The organism is Streptomyces lateritius, assembly GCF_014649715.1.
In the GTDB taxonomy this organism is placed as follows: domain Bacteria; phylum Actinomycetota; class Actinomycetes; order Streptomycetales; family Streptomycetaceae; genus Streptomyces; species Streptomyces lateritius.
The window spans coordinates 151848-176328 of record NZ_BMTO01000010.1 but is presented as its reverse complement, the minus strand read 5'-3'; the positions used below and the strand labels follow the sequence as shown (position 1 = coordinate 176328).

Annotated in this window: 21 protein-coding genes and 1 pseudogene; 14 read left to right on the top strand and 8 right to left on the bottom strand. The window is 71.8% G+C overall.

What is annotated here, in order from left to right; all coding sequences use genetic code 11:
• Positions 1–71: 71 nt before the first annotated feature.
• On the bottom strand, positions 72–2573 hold the full coding sequence (locus IE136_RS21680; protein WP_229819011.1) for a polysaccharide lyase 8 family protein: 2502 nt from the start codon (positions 2571–2573) through the stop codon (positions 72–74).
• A gap of 195 nt (positions 2574–2768) precedes the next feature.
• Between IE136_RS21680 and IE136_RS21675 the strand changes: the two genes are divergently transcribed.
• Positions 2769–3587, top strand: a complete 819-nt coding sequence (locus IE136_RS21675; protein WP_189601155.1) for a hypothetical protein — start codon at positions 2769–2771, stop codon at positions 3585–3587.
• Between the two features lie 108 nt (positions 3588–3695).
• Here IE136_RS21675 and IE136_RS21670 read toward each other — a convergent pair whose 3' ends face one another.
• On the bottom strand, positions 3696–4763 hold the full coding sequence (locus tag IE136_RS21670) for an AI-2E family transporter (RefSeq protein WP_158984977.1): 1068 nt from the start codon (positions 4761–4763) through the stop codon (positions 3696–3698).
• 152 nt (positions 4764–4915) lie between these two features.
• Between IE136_RS21670 and IE136_RS21665 the strand changes: the two genes are divergently transcribed.
• Both IE136_RS21665 and IE136_RS21660 read left to right on the top strand, forming a co-directional pair.
• Positions 4916–5770, top strand: a complete 855-nt coding sequence (locus IE136_RS21665; RefSeq protein ID WP_158994015.1) for a DMT family transporter — start codon at positions 4916–4918, stop codon at positions 5768–5770.
• A gap of 247 nt (positions 5771–6017) precedes the next feature.
• Positions 6018–6605 carry a GNAT family N-acetyltransferase gene (locus IE136_RS21660; RefSeq protein ID WP_189601154.1) on the top strand — a complete coding sequence of 196 codons (588 nt, stop codon included), beginning with the start codon at positions 6018–6020 and terminating at the stop codon, positions 6603–6605.
• Between the two features lie 115 nt (positions 6606–6720).
• Here the strand turns inward: IE136_RS21660 and IE136_RS35895 are convergent.
• Positions 6721–6846, bottom strand: a pseudogene (locus IE136_RS35895) (IS630 family transposase); the annotation flags it as partial.
• A gap of 192 nt (positions 6847–7038) precedes the next feature.
• On the opposite strand from IE136_RS35895, the gene IE136_RS21655 reads away from it, so the two are divergent.
• Together IE136_RS21655 and IE136_RS21650 are read left to right on the top strand one after the other, a co-directional pair.
• Positions 7039–7452 carry a (R)-mandelonitrile lyase gene (locus tag IE136_RS21655; protein ID WP_158984973.1) on the top strand — a complete coding sequence of 138 codons (414 nt, stop codon included), beginning with the start codon at positions 7039–7041 and terminating at the stop codon, positions 7450–7452.
• Between the two features lie 120 nt (positions 7453–7572).
• Positions 7573–8346, top strand: a complete 774-nt coding sequence (locus tag IE136_RS21650; protein WP_229819010.1) for a class E sortase — start codon at positions 7573–7575, stop codon at positions 8344–8346.
• Between the two features lie 21 nt (positions 8347–8367).
• Here the strand turns inward: IE136_RS21650 and IE136_RS21645 are convergent, their stop codons facing one another.
• A complete protein-coding gene (locus tag IE136_RS21645; RefSeq protein WP_229819009.1) occupies positions 8368–9717 on the bottom strand; it encodes a hypothetical protein in 1350 nt (449 codons plus the stop codon).
• Between the two features lie 266 nt (positions 9718–9983).
• Here IE136_RS21645 and IE136_RS21640 point away from each other — a divergent pair, with 266 nt between their 5' ends.
• From IE136_RS21640 to IE136_RS21625, 4 genes are all read left to right on the top strand, one after another.
• Positions 9984–11072: a substrate-binding domain-containing protein gene (locus IE136_RS21640; RefSeq protein WP_158984971.1), complete on the top strand. Its 1089-nt coding sequence runs from the start codon at positions 9984–9986 to the stop codon at positions 11070–11072.
• A gap of 68 nt (positions 11073–11140) precedes the next feature.
• A complete protein-coding gene (locus IE136_RS21635; RefSeq protein WP_158984969.1) occupies positions 11141–11926 on the top strand; it encodes an ATP-binding cassette domain-containing protein in 786 nt (261 codons plus the stop codon).
• A complete protein-coding gene (locus IE136_RS21630) occupies positions 11923–13248 on the top strand; it encodes a sugar ABC transporter permease (protein ID WP_158984967.1) in 1326 nt (441 codons plus the stop codon). Before IE136_RS21635 ends, IE136_RS21630 begins: the two co-directional genes overlap by 4 nt.
• Before the next feature lie 50 nt (positions 13249–13298).
• On the top strand, positions 13299–13718 hold the full coding sequence (locus IE136_RS21625) for a four-helix bundle copper-binding protein (protein ID WP_158984965.1): 420 nt from the start codon (positions 13299–13301) through the stop codon (positions 13716–13718).
• A gap of 552 nt (positions 13719–14270) precedes the next feature.
• On the opposite strand, the gene IE136_RS21620 is transcribed toward IE136_RS21625, so the two are convergent.
• A complete protein-coding gene (locus IE136_RS21620; protein ID WP_158984963.1) occupies positions 14271–14867 on the bottom strand; it encodes a TetR/AcrR family transcriptional regulator in 597 nt (198 codons plus the stop codon).
• Positions 14868–15095: 228 nt separating this feature from the next.
• Between IE136_RS21620 and IE136_RS21615 the strand changes: the two genes are divergently transcribed.
• The 5 genes from IE136_RS21615 to IE136_RS21595 all read left to right on the top strand — a co-directional run bounded on the left by IE136_RS21615 (position 15096) and on the right by IE136_RS21595 (position 19184).
• Positions 15096–16499, top strand: coding sequence for an AfsR/SARP family transcriptional regulator (locus IE136_RS21615; RefSeq protein ID WP_189601153.1), 1404 nt, complete (start codon positions 15096–15098; stop codon positions 16497–16499).
• Positions 16500–16579: 80 nt separating this feature from the next.
• Positions 16580–16834, top strand: a complete 255-nt coding sequence (locus IE136_RS21610; RefSeq protein WP_158984959.1) for a hypothetical protein — start codon at positions 16580–16582, stop codon at positions 16832–16834.
• Between the two features lie 207 nt (positions 16835–17041).
• Positions 17042–17263: a hypothetical protein gene (locus tag IE136_RS21605; protein WP_158984957.1), complete on the top strand. Its 222-nt coding sequence runs from the start codon at positions 17042–17044 to the stop codon at positions 17261–17263.
• A 78-nt stretch (positions 17264–17341) separates the two neighbouring features.
• Positions 17342–17701, top strand: coding sequence for an ArsR/SmtB family transcription factor (locus IE136_RS21600; protein WP_158984955.1), 360 nt, complete (start codon positions 17342–17344; stop codon positions 17699–17701).
• Positions 17702–17816: 115 nt separating this feature from the next.
• Positions 17817–19184 (top strand): MFS transporter, encoded by a 1368-nt coding sequence (locus tag IE136_RS21595; protein ID WP_158984953.1) that lies wholly within the window; start codon positions 17817–17819, stop codon positions 19182–19184.
• Here the strand turns inward: IE136_RS21595 and IE136_RS21590 are convergent.
• The 3 genes from IE136_RS21590 to IE136_RS21580 form a co-directional block, all read right to left on the bottom strand.
• Positions 19147–22236 (bottom strand): alpha-mannosidase, encoded by a 3090-nt coding sequence (locus IE136_RS21590; protein WP_189601152.1) that lies wholly within the window; start codon positions 22234–22236, stop codon positions 19147–19149. The genes IE136_RS21595 and IE136_RS21590 overlap by 38 nt on opposite strands.
• A gap of 62 nt (positions 22237–22298) precedes the next feature.
• Complete coding sequence (locus IE136_RS21585) at positions 22299–23579, bottom strand: glycoside hydrolase 5 family protein (protein ID WP_158994009.1); 1281 nt, start codon at positions 23577–23579, stop codon at positions 22299–22301.
• Positions 23580–23632: 53 nt separating this feature from the next.
• Positions 23633–24478 (bottom strand): carbohydrate ABC transporter permease, encoded by an 846-nt coding sequence (locus IE136_RS21580; protein ID WP_189601151.1) that lies wholly within the window; start codon positions 24476–24478, stop codon positions 23633–23635.
• Positions 24479–24481: the final 3 nt, after the last annotated feature.

The window sequence follows — 24481 nt, the reverse complement described above, 5'->3', positions numbered from 1 at the left end:
TCATATGCGCGGGCCGTACGCCAGGGGCGGTCGTCGGGTACGTACATCGCCTTCCGGGGCGACACCGGCCGTCAGGCGAGTCGGGCCACCGCCTTGTGCGTGGCGGCGAGCGTTCCCGGAGCGATCCGCAGCTGGAGCGCGGAGCCCGTGGCCGTCACCTGGACCGTGGAGTCCTTGGACAGCACCGCCGACACCGGCCGGTGCCACGTCAGTTCGATCGTCGCCCCGTCCCGCAGGGGGCCGGAGACACAGACCGTCGCGGTGGTACCGGACTCGCGGATCAGCACGGAGGCGGGAGCGCCGGCGGTGACCTCGCCGACCGTGCCGCCGAGCCAGAAGTTGATCCCGGTGAGGCCCAGGGAGGCGACGCGCACGCCCTGCTGACCGTTGGTGTTGGCGAGCACGGTGAGCCAGCCCGTGTCCGCGGCGCGGGCGGCCGTCTGCGCCTGACCGGCGCCCGGCATCACGACGTACGCGTACGTCGCCCACGTCGGATCGGTCCCGTGGTCGAACCAGAGGGTGAGGTACCGGCGGGTGACCGGATCCGTCACCGCGCCCTTGTTGATGTCCGACCAGGCGCCCGTGCGCGCCTGGCGCAGTGCCTTCAACGAGGGGGCGCCGCCCGGGAAGACGTACCCCGCGTGCCCGGCGAGGTGGGCCCAGCGCGCCCCGGTGAGAGTGGCGCTCCAGCCGAGCGTCGTCGGCTGGGCCGTGCCGTCGACGGTGAAGGCGTGGCCGCCGGTCGCACCGAGGTTCCGGTTCTCGACGACCGACTCGACGCCCGTGCCATCGCGCCCGTGGATCCCGGCGCCCAGGCAGACGACCGCGTCGTCCAGGAAGAACCAGGACTTCTTGGCCAGGAGGGTGGAGGACAGGCCCTTGAGGTACTGCCCCACCGCCGCGTACGTTCCGTCGGTCGTCCCGCCGACCCAGCGTACGTCGGGCCGGGCCGCGCCCCAGACACCGCCTTCGCCGTCGGCGAGGAGCTTGCGGGACGCGGTGGTGCCGGGCAGCCGGTAGGGGTCGACGGTGGGCCAGAAGTGGTCGCTGTACTGACCGTTGGCGAAGTCGTGGCCCCACCAGTAGAGCATTCCGGAGCCGCTGTGCCAGGCGCGCACATTCTCGCCGTTGCCGTTCTCGTAGTACGTGATCCGGTTCGACGCCATGGAGAGCGAGGCCGCCCAGCCGGCGCGGCGGTGCACGGCACGGTCCATGCCGGGGAAGAGCCGGTGGCCGGCCGGCTCGGGGCTCGCCGCGGCCGTACCGTCGTCGACGGTCTTGAGACGGGCGAGCGCGGCGACGCCGAGCGCGGGACTGGCGAGCAGTGGACTGTATTGGTCGCGGGCGATCCAGCCCTTGACCATGCCGTCCCAGCGGGTCTTCTCCGCGGCCGAGGCGCTCTGCGCGAGCAGGGCGACGCAGGCGATGACCGAGTGGCCGCGCAGGTGGTCGTCCTGGCGGACGCCTCTGGTGTCCGTCTTCTGCACGCCCCGGCTGACCGCCCGCCCGGAGACGGCGTCCATGGCGAGACCGTTGAAGAGGAAGGGCGCGTACGCCTTCTCGACGGAGTCGAACACGATCTGCCGGCCGCTGTCCGTGACCTCCCACGTCGAACCCTTGAACAGGGCGAGGAGGAGGGAGAGGCCGCCGAGCATGACGGCACCGTAGGAACCGGCGTAGGGGACGTAGGTGTGCTGGATGAAACTGCCGTCGGCGTGGAGCCCGTCCCCGTTCGTGACGTACGGGAAGACCGGCGAGAGCGCGTCGCGGGCGAGGGCCAGTTTGGCGGCGGACCTGCCGATGACGCCGCGCAGCGCGAGGACCCGGCACAGGTCCACCCGGTTTGCTCCGGTGGAGGTGCCGGTGTAGTTCGCGACAACGCTGTCCGGGACGAAGCGGTCGACGGCGGCGCAGTGTTCGGTGACGCGCGCGGTGCCGAGATGGTCGTACAGGAGGGCGTCGATGTCGAGCAGCGCCTGCGGGATGCCGATCTGCCAGTTGTACCAGTTGCCGTAGCGGGTCCGGTTCGCGTGGTACGCCTGGTCGTGGAGGTGGTCGAGGCCCGCGAGGATCTCGACCCGCAGGGCCGTGTCGCCCGTGAGGCCCGTGCCGGGCTGGGAGTACGCCTCGGTGAGGGTGCGCAGCCGGTTGTAACTGGTGTTGAGATTGCCGGAGTACGTGTACGACTCGGCGTCCGTGTCCGGTTCGGGGTCCGCGTAGGGCAGGTCCGGCCAGAGGGAGCCGTGCACCGGTGCCATGGAGGAGCGGAGATCGCGGGCGGTGGCGCCGAGGGCGGCCAGCTTGGAGGCGAAGGGCTCGGCGGTGGGCGAGAAGTTCGCGCCGAGGAGCAGGTCCCGCCACTTCAGGCGCAGCGTGTCGTAGGCGTCGGCGCCGTACGCGGGTGTCGCTGCGGCCGGCACCGCGAACGGCGCGAGAGCGGCGGCGCCGAGGGCGGCGCGCAGCACGGCGCGTCGGGACAGCAGGGAGGCGGGCGCGGGGGAGTGCGCGGGGCCCAGACCGGGGCCGGGGCTGTGGCTGGGGGAGGGCGTGTCGGAGCGCATGGCGGGGTGCATCGGGGAGGGACCTCCTGGAGGCGAGCGCCCGGCGGTCGGCGCGTGGCCGACAGCATGCCCGCGGCAGAAAGCGATTGCTACCCCTCGGAGCCGAGCTGTCGTCGGATCCGGTGGTACCCCCTCCACTTCCGCTCGTCATGACGGTATGTTCACGTCAAGCACACACGATCACCACATGCCGCACGAGGGGACACCTTGAGCCAGCAACATCCCGGTCCGCCGCGCCGACCTGACGAGCCGCCGGCCTGGGGCGGGCCTCAGCAGCCCGGCCCCTGGGGGCCGCCGCCCCGGAAGAAGTTGTCCACCGGGGCGATCGTCGGCATCAGCCTCGGCGGTGTCTTCGCCTTCCTCGTGATCGTCGGGGCCGTCACCGGTGAGGGCGAGACCACGGACGGCAAGGCCGCCGGGGAGAAGCCGGCGCCCACCGCACCCGCCACCTCCCGGCCTGCCACCGCCACACCGAGCGCGCCCGCCGCTCCCTCCGGCGTTCCGTCCGCCGCGCCCGGCAGGAAGACGGACGGTAAGAAGGCGGACACCGGAAAGCTGCCCGCCTTCCTGGGCAAGGGGCTCCAATACGCGCAGGACGAGGCGCAGTCTCTCGGGTTCTACAGCCTCCGCTCGCACGACGCCCTCGGGCGCGGTCGCAACCAGGCCTTCGACCGGAACTGGAAGGTCTGTTTCCAAGCCCCGGCTCCCGGCACCCACAAGACCGACGTCACCGTCGACTTCGGCACCGTGAAGCTCGAGGAGAACTGCCCGAAGAGCGACTTGGGGGCGCGGGAGGAGACCGAGGCGGGCGGCACCATGCCGGACTTCGCCGGGAAGTCCGTGAAGGTCGCCCGAGGCTCCCTGCCCTCCAACGCGAGCATCACCGTGACGGACGCCGCCGAGGGCCGCATGGTCCTCATGGAGTCCAACTGGAAGGTCTGCACGCAGGACCCCGAGGCGGGCGCCGCGCTGAACGGCCGACCCGTCAGCTTCACCGCCGTGAAGTTCGAGGAGAGCTGCCCCTAGAACCAGGTCGTGTCCGGACAGTAGCGGTCCGACCGCGGGTCAGGCGGGACTTCACGGACACGGCCCAGGGGGTACCCGAGCCCGCCGCCCCCATGGGGCGGGCTCGGATCACGGGCCCGCGGTCACCCCGCGGGCCTCTCGCAGGGCCCGGTGGACCGCCCAGGTCACCGAGATTAGGGGCACGGCCACCACGGCCCCCACGATTCCGGCCGCGATCGATCCCGCGATCACCGAGATCGCCACCACCAGAGGGTGCAGCCGAACGGCCCAGCTCATCACGAGCGGATGCAGCAGATGGCCCTCGATCTGTCCGATGACCACGATCAGCGCGACCACGATCGCCGCCACCAGAGGGCCCTGCGATGCGAGCGCCACGACGGCGGCGACCGCGAGAGCGACGGGGGAGCCGATCAGCGGGACGAAGGCGGCCATGAACTCCAGGAGCGCCAACGGGACCGCCAGTGGGACGCCGAGGAGCCAGAGCGCGAGACCGACGAGGACCGCGTTCGTCGCGGCCACCAGCACGATGCCGTGCGTATAGCCGGTGAAGGTGTGCCAGGCCGCGCGTCCGCCGATCTTGACGCGGCCGCGCACGGAGCGCGGCAGCTGCTCCTGGAGCCAGGACCACTGACGGTCTCCCGAGTGGATGAAGAACACCGAGCAGAACAGTGCCAGCGCGAGCGTGGTGAGCACCGACACCAGCTCGCTCGCTCCGCTCAACGCCCGGCTGACCAGGGTGGAGCGGTGACTCGACAGCCACTGTCCGATCTTGCCCTGGACGTCGGAGAGCGCCTCCGGATTCAGCCGGAACGGCGGTCGTTCGAGCCAGTGCTCGATCCGGTCGACGCCGACCCGGAACTCGCGCACCAGTGTCGCCCGCTCACCCGCCACCGCCTCGCCGACCAGCGTGAGGACACCGAGGACGAGCGCGATGCCGCCGAGGAAGGTGATGGCGACCGCCAGCGGGCGGGGCAGGCCCCCGGCGACCACATCCGCGACCGGACGCAGCAGCGCCGTGATCACCAGACCGAGGAACACGGCCACGCCGATCTCGTGGAAGCGCCCGAGCAGGGCGAACAGGCTGTAGACGAGAACTCCGACGGCGAGCAGCCGCCACGCGTATGCGGCGGCTGTGCGAAGGAACGGGGACACCGGCGGGGGCGTGCCTGGCTGCATGACCGACGACCTACCACCGCCAGGTCGGCGGGCCACGCCCGACCGTCCACATTCGCCCCTCCGGGAGCCCGGACGGGCGAATGCGGGGCAAACCCCTGCCCCGGGCCGGTGTCGTCACGAGGCCCTTCGCCCGCGCCGGTGAGTATCAGGGGATGGGTGTCGTCCTGCCGGTCCTGTTCTCCTTGTTCGCCGCGTTCAGCAACGCGCTCGCCACGGTGCTGCAGCGCCGCGCGACGCTGACAGTCCGTCAGACGGACTCGTTCCGCCCGAGTCTGATCCTCGACCTGATGCGGCGCCCGCTCTGGCTGGTCGGCATCCTCGCGCTGATCGCGGCCGGGGTCGGGCAGGCGGCGGCCCTGGCGACCGGGCCGCTGGCGCTCGTACAACCCCTGTTCGTGCTCGAGCTGCCGCTCGCCCTGCTGATCGCGTCGCTGCTGGCGCGCCAGCGGCTCCCCGCCCGCCTTTGGTACGCCGTGGCAGCGGTGGTCGTCGGCCTCGGGGTGGCCCTGATGGCCGCCTCGCCCGCCGGGAACCGTACGCAAGTACCGCTGGACCGCTGGATTCCGGCGCTCGTGGCGTGCGGCGTCGCGGTCCTGGCGCTGTCCACGGTCGGCCTGAAGAAGCCGACGGGACGCGCCCGCGCCGGTTGCCTCGGAGCCGCGACGGCGATCTGTTACGCCCTCACCGCGGCCCTGATGAAGGTGTCGATGCACATTCTGGAGGAGGGCGGTATCGGCGCCTTCCTGACGAGCTGGCAGACGTACGCCTTCGGTGCGACCGGGATCGCGGCGATCCTTCTGCTCGAACACGCCATGCAGGGCGGACCCCTGGTCGCCTCGCAGCCCGCGCTGACGCTGGGGGACGCGACGGTGAGCCTGATGCTCGGCATTCTGCTGTACGAGGAACACGTCCGCACGGGGTGGTGGCTGCTGCCGCAGCTGGCGGGAGTCGGTCTGATCGTCTTCGGGGTGTTCGCGCTGGCGCGCAGCGGGGTCAGCGCGACCTAGGTGTATTGACCCGCAGGGCAGGGCCTGCGGCGTCTGGTGCGTGCGATCGCGAGGCGGCGGGTCGCCCTCGTACGGGGCGTACTCGGGTGATCCCGACAACACGGCGAGCGTGCGTGCCAGACGTCGCGGGCCAGGCGGGACTTCACGGATACGGCCTAGTGCCGTGACCGCACAGGTTCACCGGGTGAGGGACAGGCACCGGATGTAGCGAGGTCTGTCCGGTGTAGGGCTATGGCACGATGCGGCGATGATCACCTCACCCATTCCGCCCGTCGTTCCCGCAGGTCACCTGGCCAAAATGGACCAACCCGTGCTTGCTCTGCCCAGCGGTTTGGAGCTACGCCCTTGGCGTGTCAAAGACGCCGACGCGTTGGTAGCCGCTGCCCAGGAACCGGCCATTCGTCAGTGGAACCGGCTCGTCGTGACGTCGCGGGAGGAAGCGCGCAAGCGGATCGAGCGCATGCGCGAGCGTTGGGAGAACGAGCAGAGCGCGATATGGGCCATCGCCCGGCCCGATGGTGGTCAGGCGGTGGGGCTGATTGGCTGGGGTGACATCGACCTCAGTGGCGGCAGTGCCGAAATCATGTACTGGATCCTGCCGGCAGGACGCGGGCGGGGCGCCATGGTCGAGGCTACGAAGCGCGTCAGTCAGTGGGCGTTTGACGACCTTGGGCTGCACCGGCTCCGGCTGTGCCACGCGGTAGCCAACTCGGCATCGTGCCGAGTAGCGGCGAAGGCCGGCTACTCCCTGGAAGGCACGATGCGTAGCGCCCTGCTGCACGAAGACGGATGGCACGACGAGCACCTGCACGCCCTGGTTCACGGCGACATTTGATCCTGTGACGAGTGGTCAGGCCGCGGTTGGTAGCGGTCTGCCGCCCCAGTGGATGCCTTTCTCGGTTCGGATGCGGGCGCGTTCGCGTCGTTGGGCGGCCAGGACGTCCGGGTGTCGCCGAGGCGAGCAGCATCATCGCCCGCCTGAACCGCACCGAGCCGGTGCTGCCCCGCCGAACGATGTGCTGGAGCTTCTGCCTCTCCTGCTCGGTCAGCCCGCGGACGCTGACCGGTAACGCCATCCCGCCTCCCCATGCCAGTCGAAGTCGTCACATCCGACCAGCGCAACGAGCAACCCGGCGTACTTTCCCGGTCACAGCACCAGCGAGGGCGGCCTGTCCATGGCGAGGAGCGCGCCGAAAGGCCCGCAGGGCACATGGCGGCCACAATCGAGAGAGGGGCCCCGCCCGCAGTGCGAGGTACGGAGGTACGCCGTGGAAATCCTGGAACCCCAGCCGACCACGAAGGCGCCCGCCGAATGGTTCACCGGGGAGGTCTGGTTCGACGTCATCCACGCCGGCCGGGAGCCCTCCCGCCTGCGCGCCAACCTGGTCCGCTTCGCGCCCTCCGCCCGTACGCACTGGCACTCCCACGCGCTCGGCCAGACCCTGCACATCGTCTCGGGGATCTCCCTCATCGGCACCCGCGACGGGAGGATCATCGAGGCCCACCCCGGTGACACCATCCACACCCCGCCGGGTGAGGAGCACTGGCACGGCGCCACTCCCGACCGCTTCATGGCGCACCTCGCGCTGTGGGAAGGCATCGGGGAGGGAGTCCCGGAGACCACGTGGCTGGAAGAGGTCGGCCACGACGTATACACCGGCCCGCGCATCAGCGCCAGCTGAACCGGCCGGGGAATACGCCCTCCGCACCCGTCGTTGTCGCCGCTGAAGCGGCCACTGTCGACGCCCCCCGGGCCCATACCCAGAGCGGTGGCCGAGAGCTCCGAGACCTTCCGGAACGCCATGCCCAGAGCCCGAGTCGTTCGTAGCGCCCTCACCACCTCGGCCGCCGTGGTGGTCGGCCTGCTCGTCGGCTGCTCCGCGGTGAGCGGCAGCCGCGGTACGGCCGACGTGTCGACCCCTGTGTCCGTGTCCATGTCGGTCTCCGAGACGCCCAAGCCGCCCCCGACGCCTGAACCGACACCGAAACCGACGCCTCCGCCGGTCCCGTCCCCGCCCGCGACGCCCGCCGCCGCCCCCGCCGCCGAACCGGAACCCGACGAGAAGCCCCGGACCGCGGAGCTGGCCATTCCGTCGATCGGCCTCAGCGACCTGCGCGTGGTGCCGTACGAGGGAACGACCGACGACCGGGCGGGAACGCGGATACAGGACCGGGGCGTGGCCGCCAGCCCCTACGGAAAGCGGGGCGGTGTCGGTCCGGGCGAGATCGGCAACTACCTGGTGACCGCCCACCGGCTCTCCGCGGGCGGGCCCCTGCGCGACCTGCCCTCCGTCGACGTGGGCGACTCCGTCTTCGTCACGGCCGGGGACACCGTCTACGTGTACAAGATCGTCGAGACGAGGACGACGTCCTTCCGCTCCGCCCGCTCCCTCGCGGAGCAGCGCGCCGCGGTTCCGGGCGAGCCGGGCGAGAAGCCCACCCGGGCCATGATCACCCTCTCCACCTGCGCGACGCCCGAGGACGACGCGGCGGGAAACTTCTGGCGCGACGCCCAGGGCAACCCCGAGCACCGGATCGACAAGATAGGCGTCCTGTCGTCGACGCGGCCGGCGTAGGACACCGAGCGCCAGGATCGCTCAGGGGTGCGTGAACACGCCGGCCATGCGGGTGTCCGGGTTGCTGCTGATGGCGACGATCGCCCCGCCGTCGGCGCGGTTGGCCCGCGCGTGGGCGCCCGCGTAGCCGTCGTCGGTGAGGAAGATCCCCAGGGCCGCGATCCAGTCGTCGACCGTGCCGGTGGCCGGGTCGTGGACCGGCTCGGGGCGGGGCACCACCCGCTCCTGGGCGATGTAGCCGTGTGCGGCCGCCGTCTCCAGCGCCTGCCGCCACTGGGCGTCGCTGCACTCCCAGCCGACGAACGTGTCCATGCCGCCGTACCCCGCCCCGGGTTTCAGGATGAGGTGCTCCCTGCGCTCGCGGCAGACGTCCAGCAGCTCGGCCGGTCCTGAGGCGCGCAGGGTGCGGCTCCAGGGCAGAACGCGGTCCAACAGCGCCCGCTCCTCGGCGTCGAAGGCGGTGCTCCACCGCGGGTCGGAGAGCAGGGCCAAGGCGCTCTTGTGGGAGTAGAGGCCGCTCTCCAGCGATGTGAACAGCACGGTCCTGCCGGCCTCGTGGGCGCGGACGAAGGGCTCCGCCGCCTCCGGGCCGGCCGGGTCGTCGAGCAGTTGACCGGCCGCGAAGTTCCGCAGCACCACGTCCAGTGGGGTGCCGCGCAGGGTCAGCTTGCCGTCCGTCCGGGCGCGCACCTCGCCCACCTCGCCGATCCTCAGGTCGAGGCCCTGCGCCGCCATCGCCTCCTGGACGGCGCGCATCAGCCTTCCGTACGCGGCGACGGCGCCGTTCCCCTCGATGAGGCCGATCACCGGCTCCGCGCCGGCCGCCACGACCGGCCGGGCCCTGTCGCGCAGGACGGCCGCCATCCGCGCCGCGATGTCCACGTGGTCGAGACCGTGCCGCCGGGCGAAGTCGGCGAAACCCGGCACTCGCAGAAGACTCTGGTTGAACACGGCCATGTCCGTGCCGCCCACCTCGCTGCCGAGGTTGAACTCCAGGAGCTTGTACGACGTGCCGTCGTGGTACACGTCCGCGCGGCCGAGCTTGTCGGGGCGGCCGGAGCCCGCCCGGCACAGCAGGGCCGCGTGCCGGGGGCCGAGCCCGATCTCCGCCGCGTACCGCTCGACGTCGCCGTCGAAGAGCCGTCGCGGGAGCGAGACGAGAAGCTCGAAGAGACGCTCCAAGTCTGCGGCGAAGGCGGCCAGTTCCGGGCCGTGCGCGAACCAGGGGCGGGACAGCAGGTGGGCGCGCCAGGCCTCGTCGAAGGCCGGAGGCAGCTCCGCGCGGGCGACGGCGTCACCCAGGCCGCCGCCTTCGCGCCGGCACTCGTCCACGTACATCCGGCTCAGCACGGTCGTCGGCAGCTCGGTCATCCGTATCGGCTCGATTCGCTGGAGGAGTCGGGTCCGGGCCCAAGTCGACCACGCCGGTGCGGCGCACCGAAAGAGAGCGCCCGGCAACTCCTCGCCGTGGTCGCGCAGCCTGGAACCGGTCCATGCCGGGCCCGGCGCCGCAAGGCCGGCGTCACCCGCTTGCCGCTCCTCCGGTTGCGGTTAATGTCGATATATAGGCCATATGTGCATCCTCGCTCCCGCGCCCTTCCGGTGAAGGGGAAGGGGCGGCACGAAAGGAGCCTCCCATGACCCGTATGGTGCGGGGCGCGATAGCCCTGGCCGGAGCCGTAGCCCTCTCTCTGGGAGCGGTCGCAACCAGCGGCGCGGAGCAGCCGGGCGCGGACAGCGCGCAGGGTGAGGTGAAGATCGGTCTCCTGCTGCCGGAGAGCAAGACGACACGGTACGAGAAATTCGACCGGCCCTACATCGAGGCGAAGATCAAGGAACTGGCGCCGGACGCCCAGATCGACTACTACAACGCCGCCGAGAGCGCGACCACCCAGCAACAGCAGGTGAACACCGCCCTCGCCAAGGGCGACAAGGTGCTCATCCTCGACGCCGTCGACGCCAAGTCGATCCAGTCCTCCGTGCAGAAGGCCCGTGACGCCGGCGTGAAGGTCGTGGCGTACGACCGCCTCGCCCAGGGACCCGTCGACGCCTACGTCAGTTACGACAACCGCAAGGTCGGCGAGCTGCAGGGCCAGGCGCTGCTCGACGCGCTCGGCGACAAGGCCGAGACCGGCCAGATCGTGATGCACAACGGCTCGCCGACCGACCCGAACGCCGCCGAGTTCAAGGCCGGCGCGCACTCCGTCCTGGACGGCAAGGTGAAGATCGGCAAGGAGTACGACACCCCGAACTGGGACCCGAACAACGCCAACCAGCAGATGTCCGGCGCCATCAGCGCGCTCGGCAAGGAGAACATCGTCGGCGTCTACTCGGCCAACGACGGACTGGCCGCCGGTATCGCCACCGCCCTCAAGGCGGCCGGCATGAACGTGCCGCTGACCGGTCAGGACGCCCAGCTGGACGCCATCCAGCGACTCCTCCTCGGCACCCAGACGATCACCATCCAGAAGCCGTACAAGCCCGAGGCCGACGCGGCGGCGACGATGGCGGTCAACCTGGCCGAGGGCAAGGAGCTGCCCAAGTCGCTGACGCCCACCACCGTCACCAGCGGCAGCGGCGAGAAGGTCCCCGCCACCCTGCTGACGCCGATCGTGGTCACCAAGGACAACATCAAGGACACGGTCGTCAAGGACGACATGTACACCGTCCAGGAGATCTGCACCCCGACCTACGCGGCAGCCTGCAAGGAGGCCGGTCTCCAGTAGCCGTGAGGCGTTCATCCGACGGGGGCGAGGCGGCCCGGACGAGCGGGCGAGCGGAGGAGGCGGTTCCGTTGCCGGAGGCACCTGTGCTCACACTGCGGGGGATCTCCAAACGGTTCGGCGCGGTCCAGGCCCTGTCGGGGTTCGACCTGGAGGTCCACCCCGGCGAGGTCGTCGCGCTCGTCGGCGACAACGGCGCCGGCAAGTCCACCGCCGTGAAGGCGATCGCCGGGGTGAACCCGCCCGACGAGGGCGTCATCGAGTGGGAGGGCCGCCGGGTCACCATCAACCGGCCCCACGACGCCCAGAACCTCGGCATCGCCACCGTCTACCAGGACCTGGCCCTGTGCGACAACCTCGACGTCGTCGGCAATCTCTTCCTCGGCCGTGAACTGCGCCGCTTCGGCATCCTCGACGAGGTCCGCATGGACCAGCGCTCCCGCGAACTGCTCGACACGCTGTCCATCCGCATCCCCAGCGTCCGCATCCCCGTCGCCTCGCTCTCCGGCGGCCAGCGCCAGACGGTGGCGATCGCCCGCTCGCTCATCGGCGAACCGAAGGTCGTCATCCTGGACGAGCCCACCGCCGCGCTCGGCGTCGAGCAGACCGCCCAGGTTCTCGACCTCGTCGAGCGGCTCCGCGACCGCGGCCTCGGCACCATCCTGATCAGCCACAACATGGTCGACGTGATGGCGGTCGCCGACCGGATCGCGGTCATGCGCCTCGGCCGGAACAACGGGTTCTTCGACAAGCGATCCACCACCACCGAGGAGATCATCTCCGCCATCACCGGGGCCACCGACAGCGCCGTCACCCGCCGCCAGGCCCGCAAGCGGGAGGAGGAGGGAGAGCGATGAGCCGCGACCAAGACCCCGGCGGAGCCCCCGGCAACGGCCCGGCCAGAGGCGTCGGCGGACGCCCCGACGAAGCCACCGCCCAGGAACCGGCGCGCGATTCCCTGCCCGCCGTCGACACCCGCCTGCTCGTCCGAGAGGAAGGCGTCCGGGGATACCTCGGGGAGTTCCGGCGCAAGCTGCGCAGCGGTGAGCTGGGCTCCCTTCCCGTCGTCGTCGCCGTGATCATCATCTGGACCGTGTTCGGCAGCCTCAACAGCGCCTTCCTCTCGGCCCAGAACCTCTCCGACCTCAGCCAGCAGATCGTCGGCACCGGCATGATCGCCGTCGGTATCGTCTTCGTCCTGCTGCTCGGCGAGATCGACCTGTCCGTCGGCTCCGTCAGCGGCCTGTGCGCCGCGCTGTTCGCCGTGTTCAACGTCATCAACGGCATGAACGAGTGGCTGGCGCTCCTGGTCGCCGTGGCCGGCGGCGCGGCCGTCGGCCTCATCCACGGCTTCTTCTTCGCCAAAGTGGGCGTGCCCGCGTTCGTCGTCACCCTGGCCGGCAACCTCGCCTGGAACGGACTGATGCTGCAGGTGCTCGGCACCAGCGGCACGGTCAACATCCCCAGCGAGACCATCGTCGCCAAGCTCTACTCCACGATTTTCCACAGCCCTGCCGCCGCCTACGTGACGGCGGCCGTGGGCGTCGGCCTCTTCCTGGCGGCCTCACTACTGGACGCCCGACGCCGGCAGAAGGCAAGGGTGCCGTTCCGGCCGGTGGCGGAGATCGTGCTCCGTACGGTCGTCATCGCCGCGATCGCCTTCGCCGCCGCGTACATCCTCAACCAGTACCAAGGCCTTCCGCTGGCCCTCCTGATCTTCCTGATCCTGCTGGTCGTGCTGGACTTCGTGCTGCGCCGCACCACCTACGGCCGCCGGATCTTCGCCGTCGGCGGCAACATCGAGGGAGCGCGCCGGGCCGGCATCAGTGTGCCGTTCGTCCGCATGTCCGTCTTCACGATCGCCGGCATGATGGCGGCGATCGGCGGCATCTTCCTGGCCGGCCAGATCCAGTCCGCGAGCCAGACCTCCGGCGGCGGCAACCTGCTGATGAACGTCATCGCCGCGGCAGTCATCGGCGGGACGAGCCTGTTCGGCGGCCGCGGCTCCGTCTGGTCCGCGCTGCTTGGCGCGCTGGTGATCGGGTCCATCCAGTCCGGAATGAACATCATGGGTGTCAGCAACGCCGTCCAGTTCATGATCACCGGGTCGGTCCTGCTCGCCGCGGTGGTCGTCGACTCGCTGTCCCGCAGAAGCCAGAAGGCCGCGGGCCGCGCCTGACCGGGACCGTCCCGGTCCACCGGCGCCGCGGTGTGAGGAGGTCACCGACGATGTCCAGTACCGCCGTGAGGGACATGCTCGCCACATACCCGGCCGATCTCGGCGGGATCGACCCTGGAAAGCTGACCCGCTGCATCGAGGAATGCGGCGCGTGCGCCCAGGCGTGTACCGCCTGCGCGGACGCCTGTCTGTCCGAAGGCATGGTCGGCGATCTGACGAAGTGCATCCGTACCGACATGGACTGCGCCGACATCTGCACCGCCACCGCGGCCGTGCTCTCGCGCCACACGGGGTACGACGCCGGCGTCACGGCCGCGATGCTGCACGCCTGCGCCACGGTGTGCAAGGCGTGCGCGGACGAGTGCGCCTCCCACGCCGACATGCACGACCACTGCCGTATCTGCGCCGAAGCCTGCCGCTCCTGCGAGCAGGCCTGCGACGACCTGCTCGAGTCCCTCGGCCGCCGCTAGGTCGTGTCCGGAACGTAGCGCCGTCCGCCCGCAGGGCGGGGCCCGCGGCGTCTGGTGCGTCGATCGCGAGGCGGAGGGTCGCCCTCGTCCTGGGCGTACTCGGGACTCGGGTGATCCCGACAACGCGGCGAGCGTGCGCGCCAGGCGGGACTTTACGGACACGGCCTGACGGCCCTCATCTGCTTCCGGGGCACCACGCCGGCTGCCCCGGAAGGTCAGCCGCACCCTACGCAACCGCCGCTGCCGCAGCCGGCGCGAGGTCTCCGCGCCCAGCGGCTGAGCCCAGCCGGTCACGCAGGCGGCCCCACCTCCCGGCGGGTGGCGAGGCCGTGGCCGAGCGGCGAGGTGCCGAGCGGGAGGGCGGTGCTCTGCTGTCCGACGGCGTCGTACGGAGCCGTGGTGTCGGGTGCCGTCAGGGCCCGGACGAGACCGTCGGACGGTCGACGTGAGGACCATGCCCAGCGTGGGGGAAGGGCAGGCCGTACCGAAGGATCTTTCTGGAAAGATCTTCTACCCCGGCGGAGTGCCGACCCGTCTCCACGGCAGCCGAGGCTAGTCGGGCCGCAGCGAACGCCAGATCCGGTCGGGCAGGATGCGCGCGGCCTGGTTCAGGTCGATGTCGTACGTGCTGGACAGCCAGCGGCGCGCGGTCTCCTCGATCGGGCCCATGACGAGCACCTCCAGCACCGGAGTGGGCAGGGGCGCGATCACGCCCGCCTCGATGTGCGGCCGCAGCCACTCGGCGATCGAGGCGAACTTGACCGCCTTGAACGCCCTGATCTCCTCGGCGTGGGCGGTGAGATAGCCCGAGTAGGCGGAGGCGTGCAGGAACAACGCGGCGTCACGGTGCTCCACCGTGAACCGCAGGTAGCCCTTGACGAGCGCGCGGACCCCGGTGCGGGGAGTGCGCGTGCGGCCCAGATCGGCGAAGACCTCGTCGCACAGCTGCCCCATGCAGCGGATGTAGAGGCCCGCGGCCAGACCGTCGAAGCTGCCGAAGTGATGGTAGAGACTGCCCAGGCTGACGCCGCTGGCCGCGGTGACCGCGTTCACCGTGAAGCCCTGCCGGCCACTCTCCGCGTACACCTGGAGCGCCGCGGTCAGGAGGCGGTCGACGGTGACCTCACCACGCTGTTGCTTAGGGGGCATGGTGGATTCCCGTCGACGTCATGGCCGTCAGCCTAGCGCAAGCGGATCGACCGTCACCCAGCCGAAAGGGGTGGCATAACGCCTGGTCGGCCGGGTGTTGAGGGGCTCGGTCGGTCACGCATCCGGAGAGCTGCCGCGAGCCGGGGACACCCGTGCGAAGCCTCTTGATCGATATGATGTGCGCTCCGCTCGCCGAGGGCGAGCAGGGGGCTCGGGGGAGGCCACGTCGTGAGAACCGTTCTGCTGGGTCCGGTCGGGGCGCGCGCCGACGACGGGACGCCGACCGACATCGGCGGGGTGCGGCTGCGCATGCTGCTCGCCAGGCTCGCTCTCGAAGCGGGACGGCCCGTCTCCGTCGACGCGCTCGTCGACGGCCTGTGGGGGACGGAGCCGCCGGCCGAGGCGGGTAACGCCCTCCAGGCCTTGGTCTCCCGGCTGCGCAAGGCCCTGCGCGGGGTCGGCACCCTGGAGTCGGTGGCGGGCGGATACCGGCTGGTGGCGCGTCAGGAGGACGTGGAAGCCCACCGGTTCGAGGAACTGGCCGGCCGGGGCAGGCGCGAACTGGCGGCCGGGCGGCTCGAAGCGGCGGCGTCGACACTCGACGAGGCCCTCGGGCTGTGGCGCGGCGCCGCCCTGGCGGACGTACGGGAGGCTCCGTTCGCCCGGGCGGCCGCCTCGCGCCTCGACGGCCTGCGGGACGCCGCCGCCGAGGACCGGTACGACGCGGAACTGCGGCTCGGGCGGCACGCCGACGTCCTCGCCGACCTCGAAGCGGCGGGAGGCGAGAACCCGTTGAGCGAACGGCTCGCCGGTCTGCGCATGCGGGCGCTGTCGGCGGCGGGACGGCAGTCCGACGCGCTCGCGGTGTACGAGGAGACGCGCGGCCGGCTCGGCGAGGAACTGGGCGTCGACCCCTCACCGGAACTGCGAGGCGTCCATCTCGCCCTGTTGCGCGGTGAGTTGAAGGCGCCGGCGGCAGTGTGGCGGGAGTCGGCCACTCACCGCCTCCCGGCGCGGCTGACGAGCTTCGTCGGCCGCGAGCGGGAACTGGACACGCGCGCCGAACTGCTTGCCACCTGCCGTCTCGTCACCATCGTCGGCTTCGGCGGCGCGGGCAAGACCCGGCTGTCGGTCGAAGCGGTGAGCCGGCACCGGGCCCACGGGCGTGGCCGGGTGTGGTTCGTGCCGCTCGCCGGTGTGGGGCCCGGGGACCGGCCGGCCGACGCCGTCCTCGGCGCGCTCAGCTCGCACGGTGGTCGCCTCGGACAGCGCGAGCGCCCCGGAGGGCGTGGACGGGGGCGAACCGCGCTACCGGATGCTGGAGACGGTCCGCGCCTACGCGGCCGAGCGGCCCGCGCGCGCCGGGGACGCCATGGCCCGGCGCTTCGCCGACCACTTCCTCGCCCTCGCGGAGGAACACGAACCCCTGCTGCGCACCCTCTCGGCTTCCATCCGTCGCTGCCCCTGCTGCGGATGTCCCAGCTCGCGGACGACCCGGAGCTCAGGGACCGAGGCCGCCGGCAGGCCCTGAACTCACCGGGCCCCTGGGTGCGGGCGAGCGCCCACTGGGCGCACGACTTCGTCCTGACCGAACAGGGAGACCTCGACACCGGAGCCGACGCACGCCGGTAGGCGCTGCGCGGTTTCGGGGACCGCTGGGGGCTGGTCATGAGCCTGCTGCCGCGCGCGGGGAGAGCGAGGGGCTCGCGTGGGTGGCGCTGCTGCCCGCCTGGCTGCTGGCGCGGGAGGACGACCCGGCCGGCGCGGCGACGGCGGTGGGGACGACCCGGGCCCTGCGCGGGGCGTTCGACCACGGGGACCCGGAGCTGCGCGCGCTGGTCGCCGAGCTGACCGGGCGACTCGGCGAGGAGGGGTACGGGGCGGCGTACGACCGGGGCGCCACGCTGCCGCGCCCCGACGCGCTGCACCGGCTGACCGAGATGGCGGGCCTGCCCGCCCCGTCGTAGGCCGGGGGCACCCGCTGCTTTCCGGCGAACGTCGTCATCCGGTCTCCCGGCGCGGTTCACCTGATGCGCCCGACGCAATCACCGCGAGAATCAGGCCACTTGAGCGGAGGGCGGCGCCATGGTGTCCGGTCGGGATCGCCCGGCCGGACATCGGGCGTGCGTTCGAGTCTGTGCTCTGGCTGTCCCTCGGGGCATACTGGTTACACGATGACGAACCGATCCGCGCCCCGGCGCCACCTGTCCACCAGCCCCTTCGCGGCTCCCGTCGATCCCGTGATCAAGGAGTTCGCCGTCGGTGACCGCGTCTCCCACGATCGTCACGGCCTCGGGAAGATCATTGGCATGGAGCCGACGGGTGCGCTCCTTGTCGACTTCGGAGCCAGCCAGATCCGCGTCCTGAGCCCCTACAAGGGCATGCACAAGCTCTGACGGCACTCTCCTGATCCGCCCCGGTCCCTTCTGCGCCCGGGGCGGTTCTCGTTCCCGTCCCGCGCCTACGATGGCCCCATGTCCGGACGCGAGGGAACCTCAACGGCGAGTGATGTGCACGAGCGCACCCCGGGTGCGCGGGAGCTCACCGCCGCGGCGGGTGTCTTCGCGCTGCTCGCGGACCCGACCCGGCTGCATCTCGTGTGGCTCCTGACCCGGGGAGAGGCGGATGTCACCGCGCTTGCCGAGGCGTGCGGCGCCGCCAGGCCCGCGGTGAGCCAGCATCTCGCCAAGCTCCGGCTCGGAGGTCTCGTCCGGCACCGCAAGGACGGGCGCCGGGTGGTGTACACGCTGCCGGACGGACACATGCGGCGTCTCGTCGTCGAAGCGATCAGCCACGCCGATCATCAGGTGACGGGCGAGCCCTGGCACGACTGAGGGCCGCCGGCCTCCAGGACGATCGGGGGCCCGGCTGGAAATTCAACATGTGCGCAACCATGCACACGTCGGTTACGGTGGTGAGGCACCCCGTAGCCGAACGAGGGCGGACTCCATGCTGTCCGTGCTGCGTCACCCCACCTACCGCCGCCTCTTCACGGCCCAGGTCCTCGCCCTGGCCGGTACCGGGCTCGCGACGGTCGCGCTGAGTCTGCTCGCGTACGACCTCGCCGGAGCCGACGCCTCGGCCGTCCTCGGAACCGCCCTCGCGATCAAGATGGCCGCCTACGTGGCCATCGCCCCGCTCATCGGCGCGGTCGCCGACCGCATACCCCGGCGGGCGCTCCTCGTCTCCACCGACCTGATCCGCGCGACGGCCGCCCTGGCGCTGCCCCTCGTCACCGAGGTGTGGCACGTCTACGTCCTGATCCTGCTGCTCCAGGCCGCCTCGGCCGCCTTCACGCCGGCCTTCCAGGCCACGATCCCCGACGTCCTGCCCGACGAGCGCGACTACACCCGCGCCCTGTCGCTCTCCCGCCTCGCCTACGACCTGGAGAACCTGTTCAGCCCGGCCCTGGCCGCGGCCCTGCTCGCGTTCCTCCCGTACGGCGCGCTCTTCACCGGCACCGCCACCGGCTTCCTCGCCTCCGGGGCCCTGGTCGCCTCCGCCCTGCTGCCCGCCCCCGCCCCGGTGGAGCGGACCGGGGGCGTGTTCACCAGGGCCGCCTTCGGCACCCGGCTCTTCCTCGCCACCCCGCGCCTGCGCGCCCTCCTGGCGCTCGAACTCGTCGTCGCGGCGGCCGGCGCCATGGTCCTCGTCAACACCGTCGTCCTGGTACGGGAGGTCCTCGGCCGCCCCACCGGTGACGTCGCGCTCGCTTTCGGCGCGTACGGCGCGGGCTCGATGGCCGCGGCACTCTGCCTTCCCCGGATCCTCGACCGGGTCGGCGACCGCGCGCTCATGCTCCCCGCCGCCTTCCTGGCGACCGCCGTCCTCGCCCTCCTCCCGCTCGGCCTGAGCATCGCCCCGGGCCCGTGGTCCTGGCCCGCCCTGCTCACCGCCTGGTGCGCGGTCGGCGCCGCCACCTCGGCGGTCCTGACGCCCGGTGGGCGGCTCCTGCGGCGCTCGGCGGCGCGCACCGACCTGCCGGCCGCCTTCGCGGCCCGCTTCTCCCTCGCCCACGCCTGCTGGCTGCTCACCTACCCCCTGGCGGGCTGGACGGCCGCGCACGCCGGCCTCGGGGTCGCGGCCGGCGCGCTGAGCGGCGTCGCGCTCCTCGCAGCCGTCGCCGCAGTCAGGCTGTGGCCGCGCACGGACCCCGACGAGCTGGAGCACGTCCATCCCGAGCTGGCGCCGGACCACCCGCACCTGCGCGGTGCGGCCCGGCGCCACGCTCATGACTTCCGGATCGACTCCCTCCACCCCCGGTGGCCCGGCCCCGACCTCACCGAGCGGCCCCGGAGCGGGCGAACCGCAGCGTGAGGAGCTGGAAAGGGCGCAGCCGCAGTTCCAGCCCACCGTCCGCCTCCCGCACGGCTCCGTCCGGCACGTCGGCGAGCGGGCGCTCCAGGAGGTCACAGACCTGCACCCCCGCCAGTGCGAGGGCTGTGGTCAGCCGGGCGCGGGCGCGACCGCCCCGGGACTCGTAGAGGCGCACGACGACGTCGCCGCCGCCGTCGTCGGCGAGCTTCACGGCGCTGACCACCACGGCGTCGTCGTCCACCGCCACCAGCGGGGCGACGTCGGCGTCCCCCGGGACCCGGCGCTCCGGCAGGTTGACCCGGTAGCCCTCGCGGACCGCGTCACCCACGGCGGCGCCCGGCACCAGGGCGTGCCGGAAGCGGTGAGCGCCCTGGTCGGTGTGCGGGTCGGGAAAGCGTGGGGCGCGCAGCAGTGACACCCGTACGGTCGTGGTCGTGCCCCCGTCGGGCCGGACGGTGCGGGTGACGTCGTGCCCGTAGGTGGAGGCCGTGACCAGCGCGACGCCCCAGCCCGGCTCCTCCAGGTGGACGAAGCGGTGGTTGCACGCCTCGAACTTGGCCGCCTCCCAACTGGTGTTCGTGTGCGTGGGGCGGTACAGATGGCCGAACTGGGTCTCGGCGGCGTAGCGGTCGGTGTGGATGTCGAGGGGGAAGGCGGCCTTCAGGAACTTCTCGGTCTCGTGCCAGTCGACCTCGGTGTCCAGGTCGAGACGGGCCGACCCGGCGGTCAGGGTGAGCGTCTGGACCGCGCGGGAGGCGCCGAAGGAGCGGGTCACGCGCACCGACACCGCCTGCGGGGATTCTGCCGCGACGACCACCTCGTCGGCCTCCGTCAGGTCGGTGACCGTGTTGCGGTAGAACTGGTCGACGTCCCAGGCGTCCCACATGTTCGGGAAGTCGGGGTGGATCTGCAGCAGATTGGCGGCGGTGCCCGGCGCCAGCGTCTCCCGCCCCTCGGCGAGGTCGACCACCGACACCACCAGACCGCGCTCGTCGACGGCCACCCGCAGCAGTCCGTTGGAGAGCGCGAACCCGCCGCCCGGCCGCGCCTCCACGGCGCAGCCGCCGGCCGGCCGGCCCCCGCCCGCCGGGAAGCCGGCCGGAGTGCCCGCCGGAACGGCAGCCCGTCCGCCGCCCGCCGGGACGCCCGCCCGCTCGTGCGGAGCCGCGTTGAAGACCACCTCGCCGCCCGCCGACGCGTCACCCGCGAGCGCACGCTGGGCACGGCCGATGATCCCGTTCAGCTCCTCGGCGACCTTCGCGTACGTCCGCTCCGCCTCCCGGTGCACCCACGCGATGGAGGAGCCCGGCAGGATGTCGTGGAACTGGTGCAGCAGCACCGTCTTCCAGATCCGGTCCAACTCCTCGTACGGATAGGGGAATCCGACCCGGACGGCGGCCGTGGCCGACCACAGTTCGGCCTCGCGCAGCAGGTTCTCGCTCGCCCGGTTGCCCTGCTTGGTCCTCGCCTGACTCGTCAGCGTCGCCCGGTGCAGCTCCAGATACAGCTCGCCCACCCAGACCGGCGGGTCGGGATACTCCGCCTCGGCCTTGGCGAAGAACTCGGCGGGCCTCTCCCATCGCACCCGCGCCGACCCCTCGAGATCCCGCAGCCGGGCCGCCTTCGCGATCATCTCGCGGGTCGTGCCGCCGCCCCCGTCACCCCAGCCGGTCGGCGCGATCGAGTGCCGCGCCCGCCCCTTGTCCTTGAAGTTGCGGACCGCGTGGGCGATCTCCCTGCCCTGCATCGAGCAGTTGTACGTGTCGACGGGCGGGAAGTGCGTGAAGATCCGGGTCCCGTCGACGCCCTCCCAGCGGAACGTGTGGTGCGGGAAGGAGTTGACCTGACTCCACGAGATCTTCTGCGTCAGCAGCCACTTGGACCCCGCGGCCTTGATGATCTGCGGCAGCCCGCCCGCGAAGCCGAAGGTGTCAGGCAGCCACGCCTCCTCGTTCTCGACGCCGAACTCCTCCAGAAAGAACCGCTTGCCGTGCACGAACTGACGCGCCATCGCCTCCGAGCCGGGCATGTTCGTGTCCGACTCCACCCACATGCCGCCGGCCGGCACGAACCGGCCCTCCGCGACCGCCTTCTTGACCCGGGCGTACACCTCCGGACGGTGCTCCTTGATCCACGCGTACTGCTGCGCCTGCGACATCGTGTAGACGAAGTCCGGTTCGTCCTCCAGGAGCGCGGTCATGTTCGCCGTCGTTCGCGCCACCTTGCGGACCGTCTCCCGCAGCGGCCACAGCCACGCCGAGTCGATGTGGGCGTGGCCGACCGCGCTGATCCGGTGTGCCGACGGTTCGGCGGGGGAGGCGAGCACCCCGGCAAGCCGCTCGCGGGCGGCGGCGGCCGTCGCGTTCACGTCCTGGAGATCGATCGCGTCCAAGGCCCGCTCGATCGCCCGCAGGACGTCCCAGCGGCGGGCGCCCTCGACGGGCAGCTCCGCCATCAGCTCGCCCAGCACCTCCAGGTCGATCACCAGCTGCCACACCGTCTCGTCGAAGACGGCCAGCTCCATCCGCTCCAGCCGGTACTGCGGTGTGTCGCCCGCCGTCTCCTTCTCGCCGAGCGTCGTCGGCAGGAAGGGGTGGTAGTCGAGGATCACCGGGTTGGACGCGGCCTCCACATGAAGCAGCACCTCCTCGCCGCCCGCCGCCGGGGCGGCGATTCGCACCCACTGGTTGCGCGGGTTGAGCCCCTTCACCGGCGATCCGTCCGGCCGGTAGACCAGGCCCTCGCACTGGAAGCCCGGCATGTTGGCGTCGAAGCCGAGGTCGATCAGGGCCTCGACGGTCCGGCCCGCCCAGGCCGCCGGCACCGTGCCGGAGACGGTGAGCCAGCTCGTACCCCACGGCGCTCCCCAGACGTCGCCGACGGCGATGGGAGTACGGGGGGCGGCCAGGCCCTCGGCCACCGGCACCGGTTCGTCGGGCGCCGTCCAGATCCCGGCCTCCAAGGGCACCGACTCCGGGTGGATCGCCGGCCGGATGCGTTCGTCGAGGACGCGCTTGAGACGGGACTCGATCAGCTTGCGGTCGTCATGCATGGCACTTCGCTCCATCGCGTGAGGGGACTGGCGCGTAGGTGGGACGGGGCGGGCGGCGTGGGTCAGGCCCGCCCGACGTCGTCGACGGTCACGGTCTCGGTGATACCGCGAGCGGCCAGATGCGCCGGGTCCGAGGCCCGCCCGGCCAGCACGGTCGTCGGCCTGGCGCCGTCGGCGGCCAGCCGCGTGAACGCCTCGAAGAACGCCCCGCCGGGGGCGCAGACCGAGCGCTTCGGCGCGTCGTCCGGCAGGTCCAGGACCAGGGCGGTGGTACGCGGCCGGGCCCGGTGTCCGCGCTCGCGGACGTCCTCGACGATCCGCGCGAGGGCCCTCCCAGCCGGCTTCGCCTCCCGGTCGTTGGTCAGCAGGCCCAGGCTGTACTCCAGCTCGGGGAAGTCGGCGAGCGAGCGGTCGACGTCGTGGGAACACCACCAGGTGATACCCCACAGGTCCGGGCAGTCGAGTGCCGCGGCGACCGTTGTACGGGTGAAGTCCGCGGCCCGGTCGGCGGCGATGTGCGGGGCGGGCGCCCCGACCTCCTGCAGCCACACCGGCCGGCCCGGATCCTCGGCCCAGGCCTTCGACAGCTCGATCATGTACGCCGCGTGGAGCCCGGTCGCCGGGGCCTCGGCGCCGTAGCGCTGCGCGGTGCCGTTGAAGACCCAGGAGTGCACGGCCGTCGCCGCGCCGAGTCGGGCCGCGTGGGCGGGCGTGAACGGGTGGTCGTCCCGATACCAGGCGGCGTCGTATTCCGCGTGCAGGTGCAGCCTGCCGGGCGCCCCCCGCTCGCAGGCGTCCAGCATGCGGCGGAGCCAGGCCTCGGCCTCGCCGGGGGTGATCCGGTCCGGGTCGGGGTGGGGATCGCCGGAGAACTGGTTGATCTCGTTGCCCAGGGTCATGCCGATGAAGCCCGGCCGGTCCGCGAGCGCAGCGGCCAGGGTTCGCAGATAGGCGGCCTGGCCGTCGAGCACGTCCGGGTCGGTGAACATGTTGCGCCGGTGCCAGGTGAGCGTCCAGGACGGCCGGAAGTCGAAGCTGGACAGATGGCCCTGCAGCCCGTCGACGGCGACGTCCAGTCCCCGTTCGCCGGCCGCGTCGACGAGCTGGACCAGTTGCTCGACGGCGCGGGGCCGGACCAGGGTGCGGTTGGGCTGGAAGACGGGCCACAGCGGGAACACCCGGATGTGGTCGAGACCCAGCGCGGCGACGGAGTCGAGGTCGGCGCGGACGGCGTCGAGGTCGAAGTCGAGCCAGTGGTGGAACCAGCCCCGCGTGGGCGTGTAGTTGACGCCGAAGCGAGGGGCGCCGCCGGAGTCGGTGGGGGAGGCCTGGGAGGGGGTCATGCTCGGCATCGGGTCCTTTGCGTCGGTCATCCCTTGGTGTCCGTGTCCCTCGGTCATCCCTTGAGGGCGCCTTCCTCGACGCCCTTGAAGAAGAAGCGCTGGAGGGCGGCGAAGACGGCGACGATCGGCAGGAAGGCGATCATCGTGCCCGCGGCGATCAGCCGGGGGTTGGCGGCGAACGTGCCGTTCAGGTACTGGAGCCCGACGGTCAGGGTGTACCGCTGGGGGTCGTTGAGGACGATCAGCGGCCACAGGAAGTCGTCCCACGCACCGATGAAGGTGAAGATCACGACCACGCTGAGCATGCCCCGTACGTTCGGCAGGGCGACATGGACCAGGCGCTGCCAGACACCGGCACCGTCGACGAGCGCGGCCGCGTCGAGCTCCGGCGGGACGGCCTGGAAGGCCGTGTACATCAGCAGGACGTTGAGCATGGCGATCGCGCCGGGAAGGGCCACGCCGAGCAGTGTGTCCGTCAGACCCATGCTGCGCACCGTCACGTACTGCGAGACGATCGTGACCTCGCCGGGAAGCACCAGCGTGGCCAGGAAGAGGCCGAGGACCAGTCGTACGCCGCGGAACCTCAGCCGGGAGAGCGCGAATCCGGCGAGGGTGGCGCCCACCCCGTTGCCGACGACCGCGATCCCCGCCACGGTCAGCGAGTTGACCGCGTAGGTCCACACCGGGATGGTGTCGGCGACCTGGGTGTAGTTGGCGAAGGTAGGGGCGGCGGGCAGGAAGTCCGGCGTTCGGGAGTACACGTCCTCGCCGGGGCCCTTGAGCGAGGTGGACAGCTGCCACAGGAACGGACCGATCGTGAGCAGCAGCACCAGGGCGAGGAGCAGATAGCGCGCGGCCTTCCCGGCCGGCGTGGGAGTGCCGAATCCCCGTGCGGGCATGGT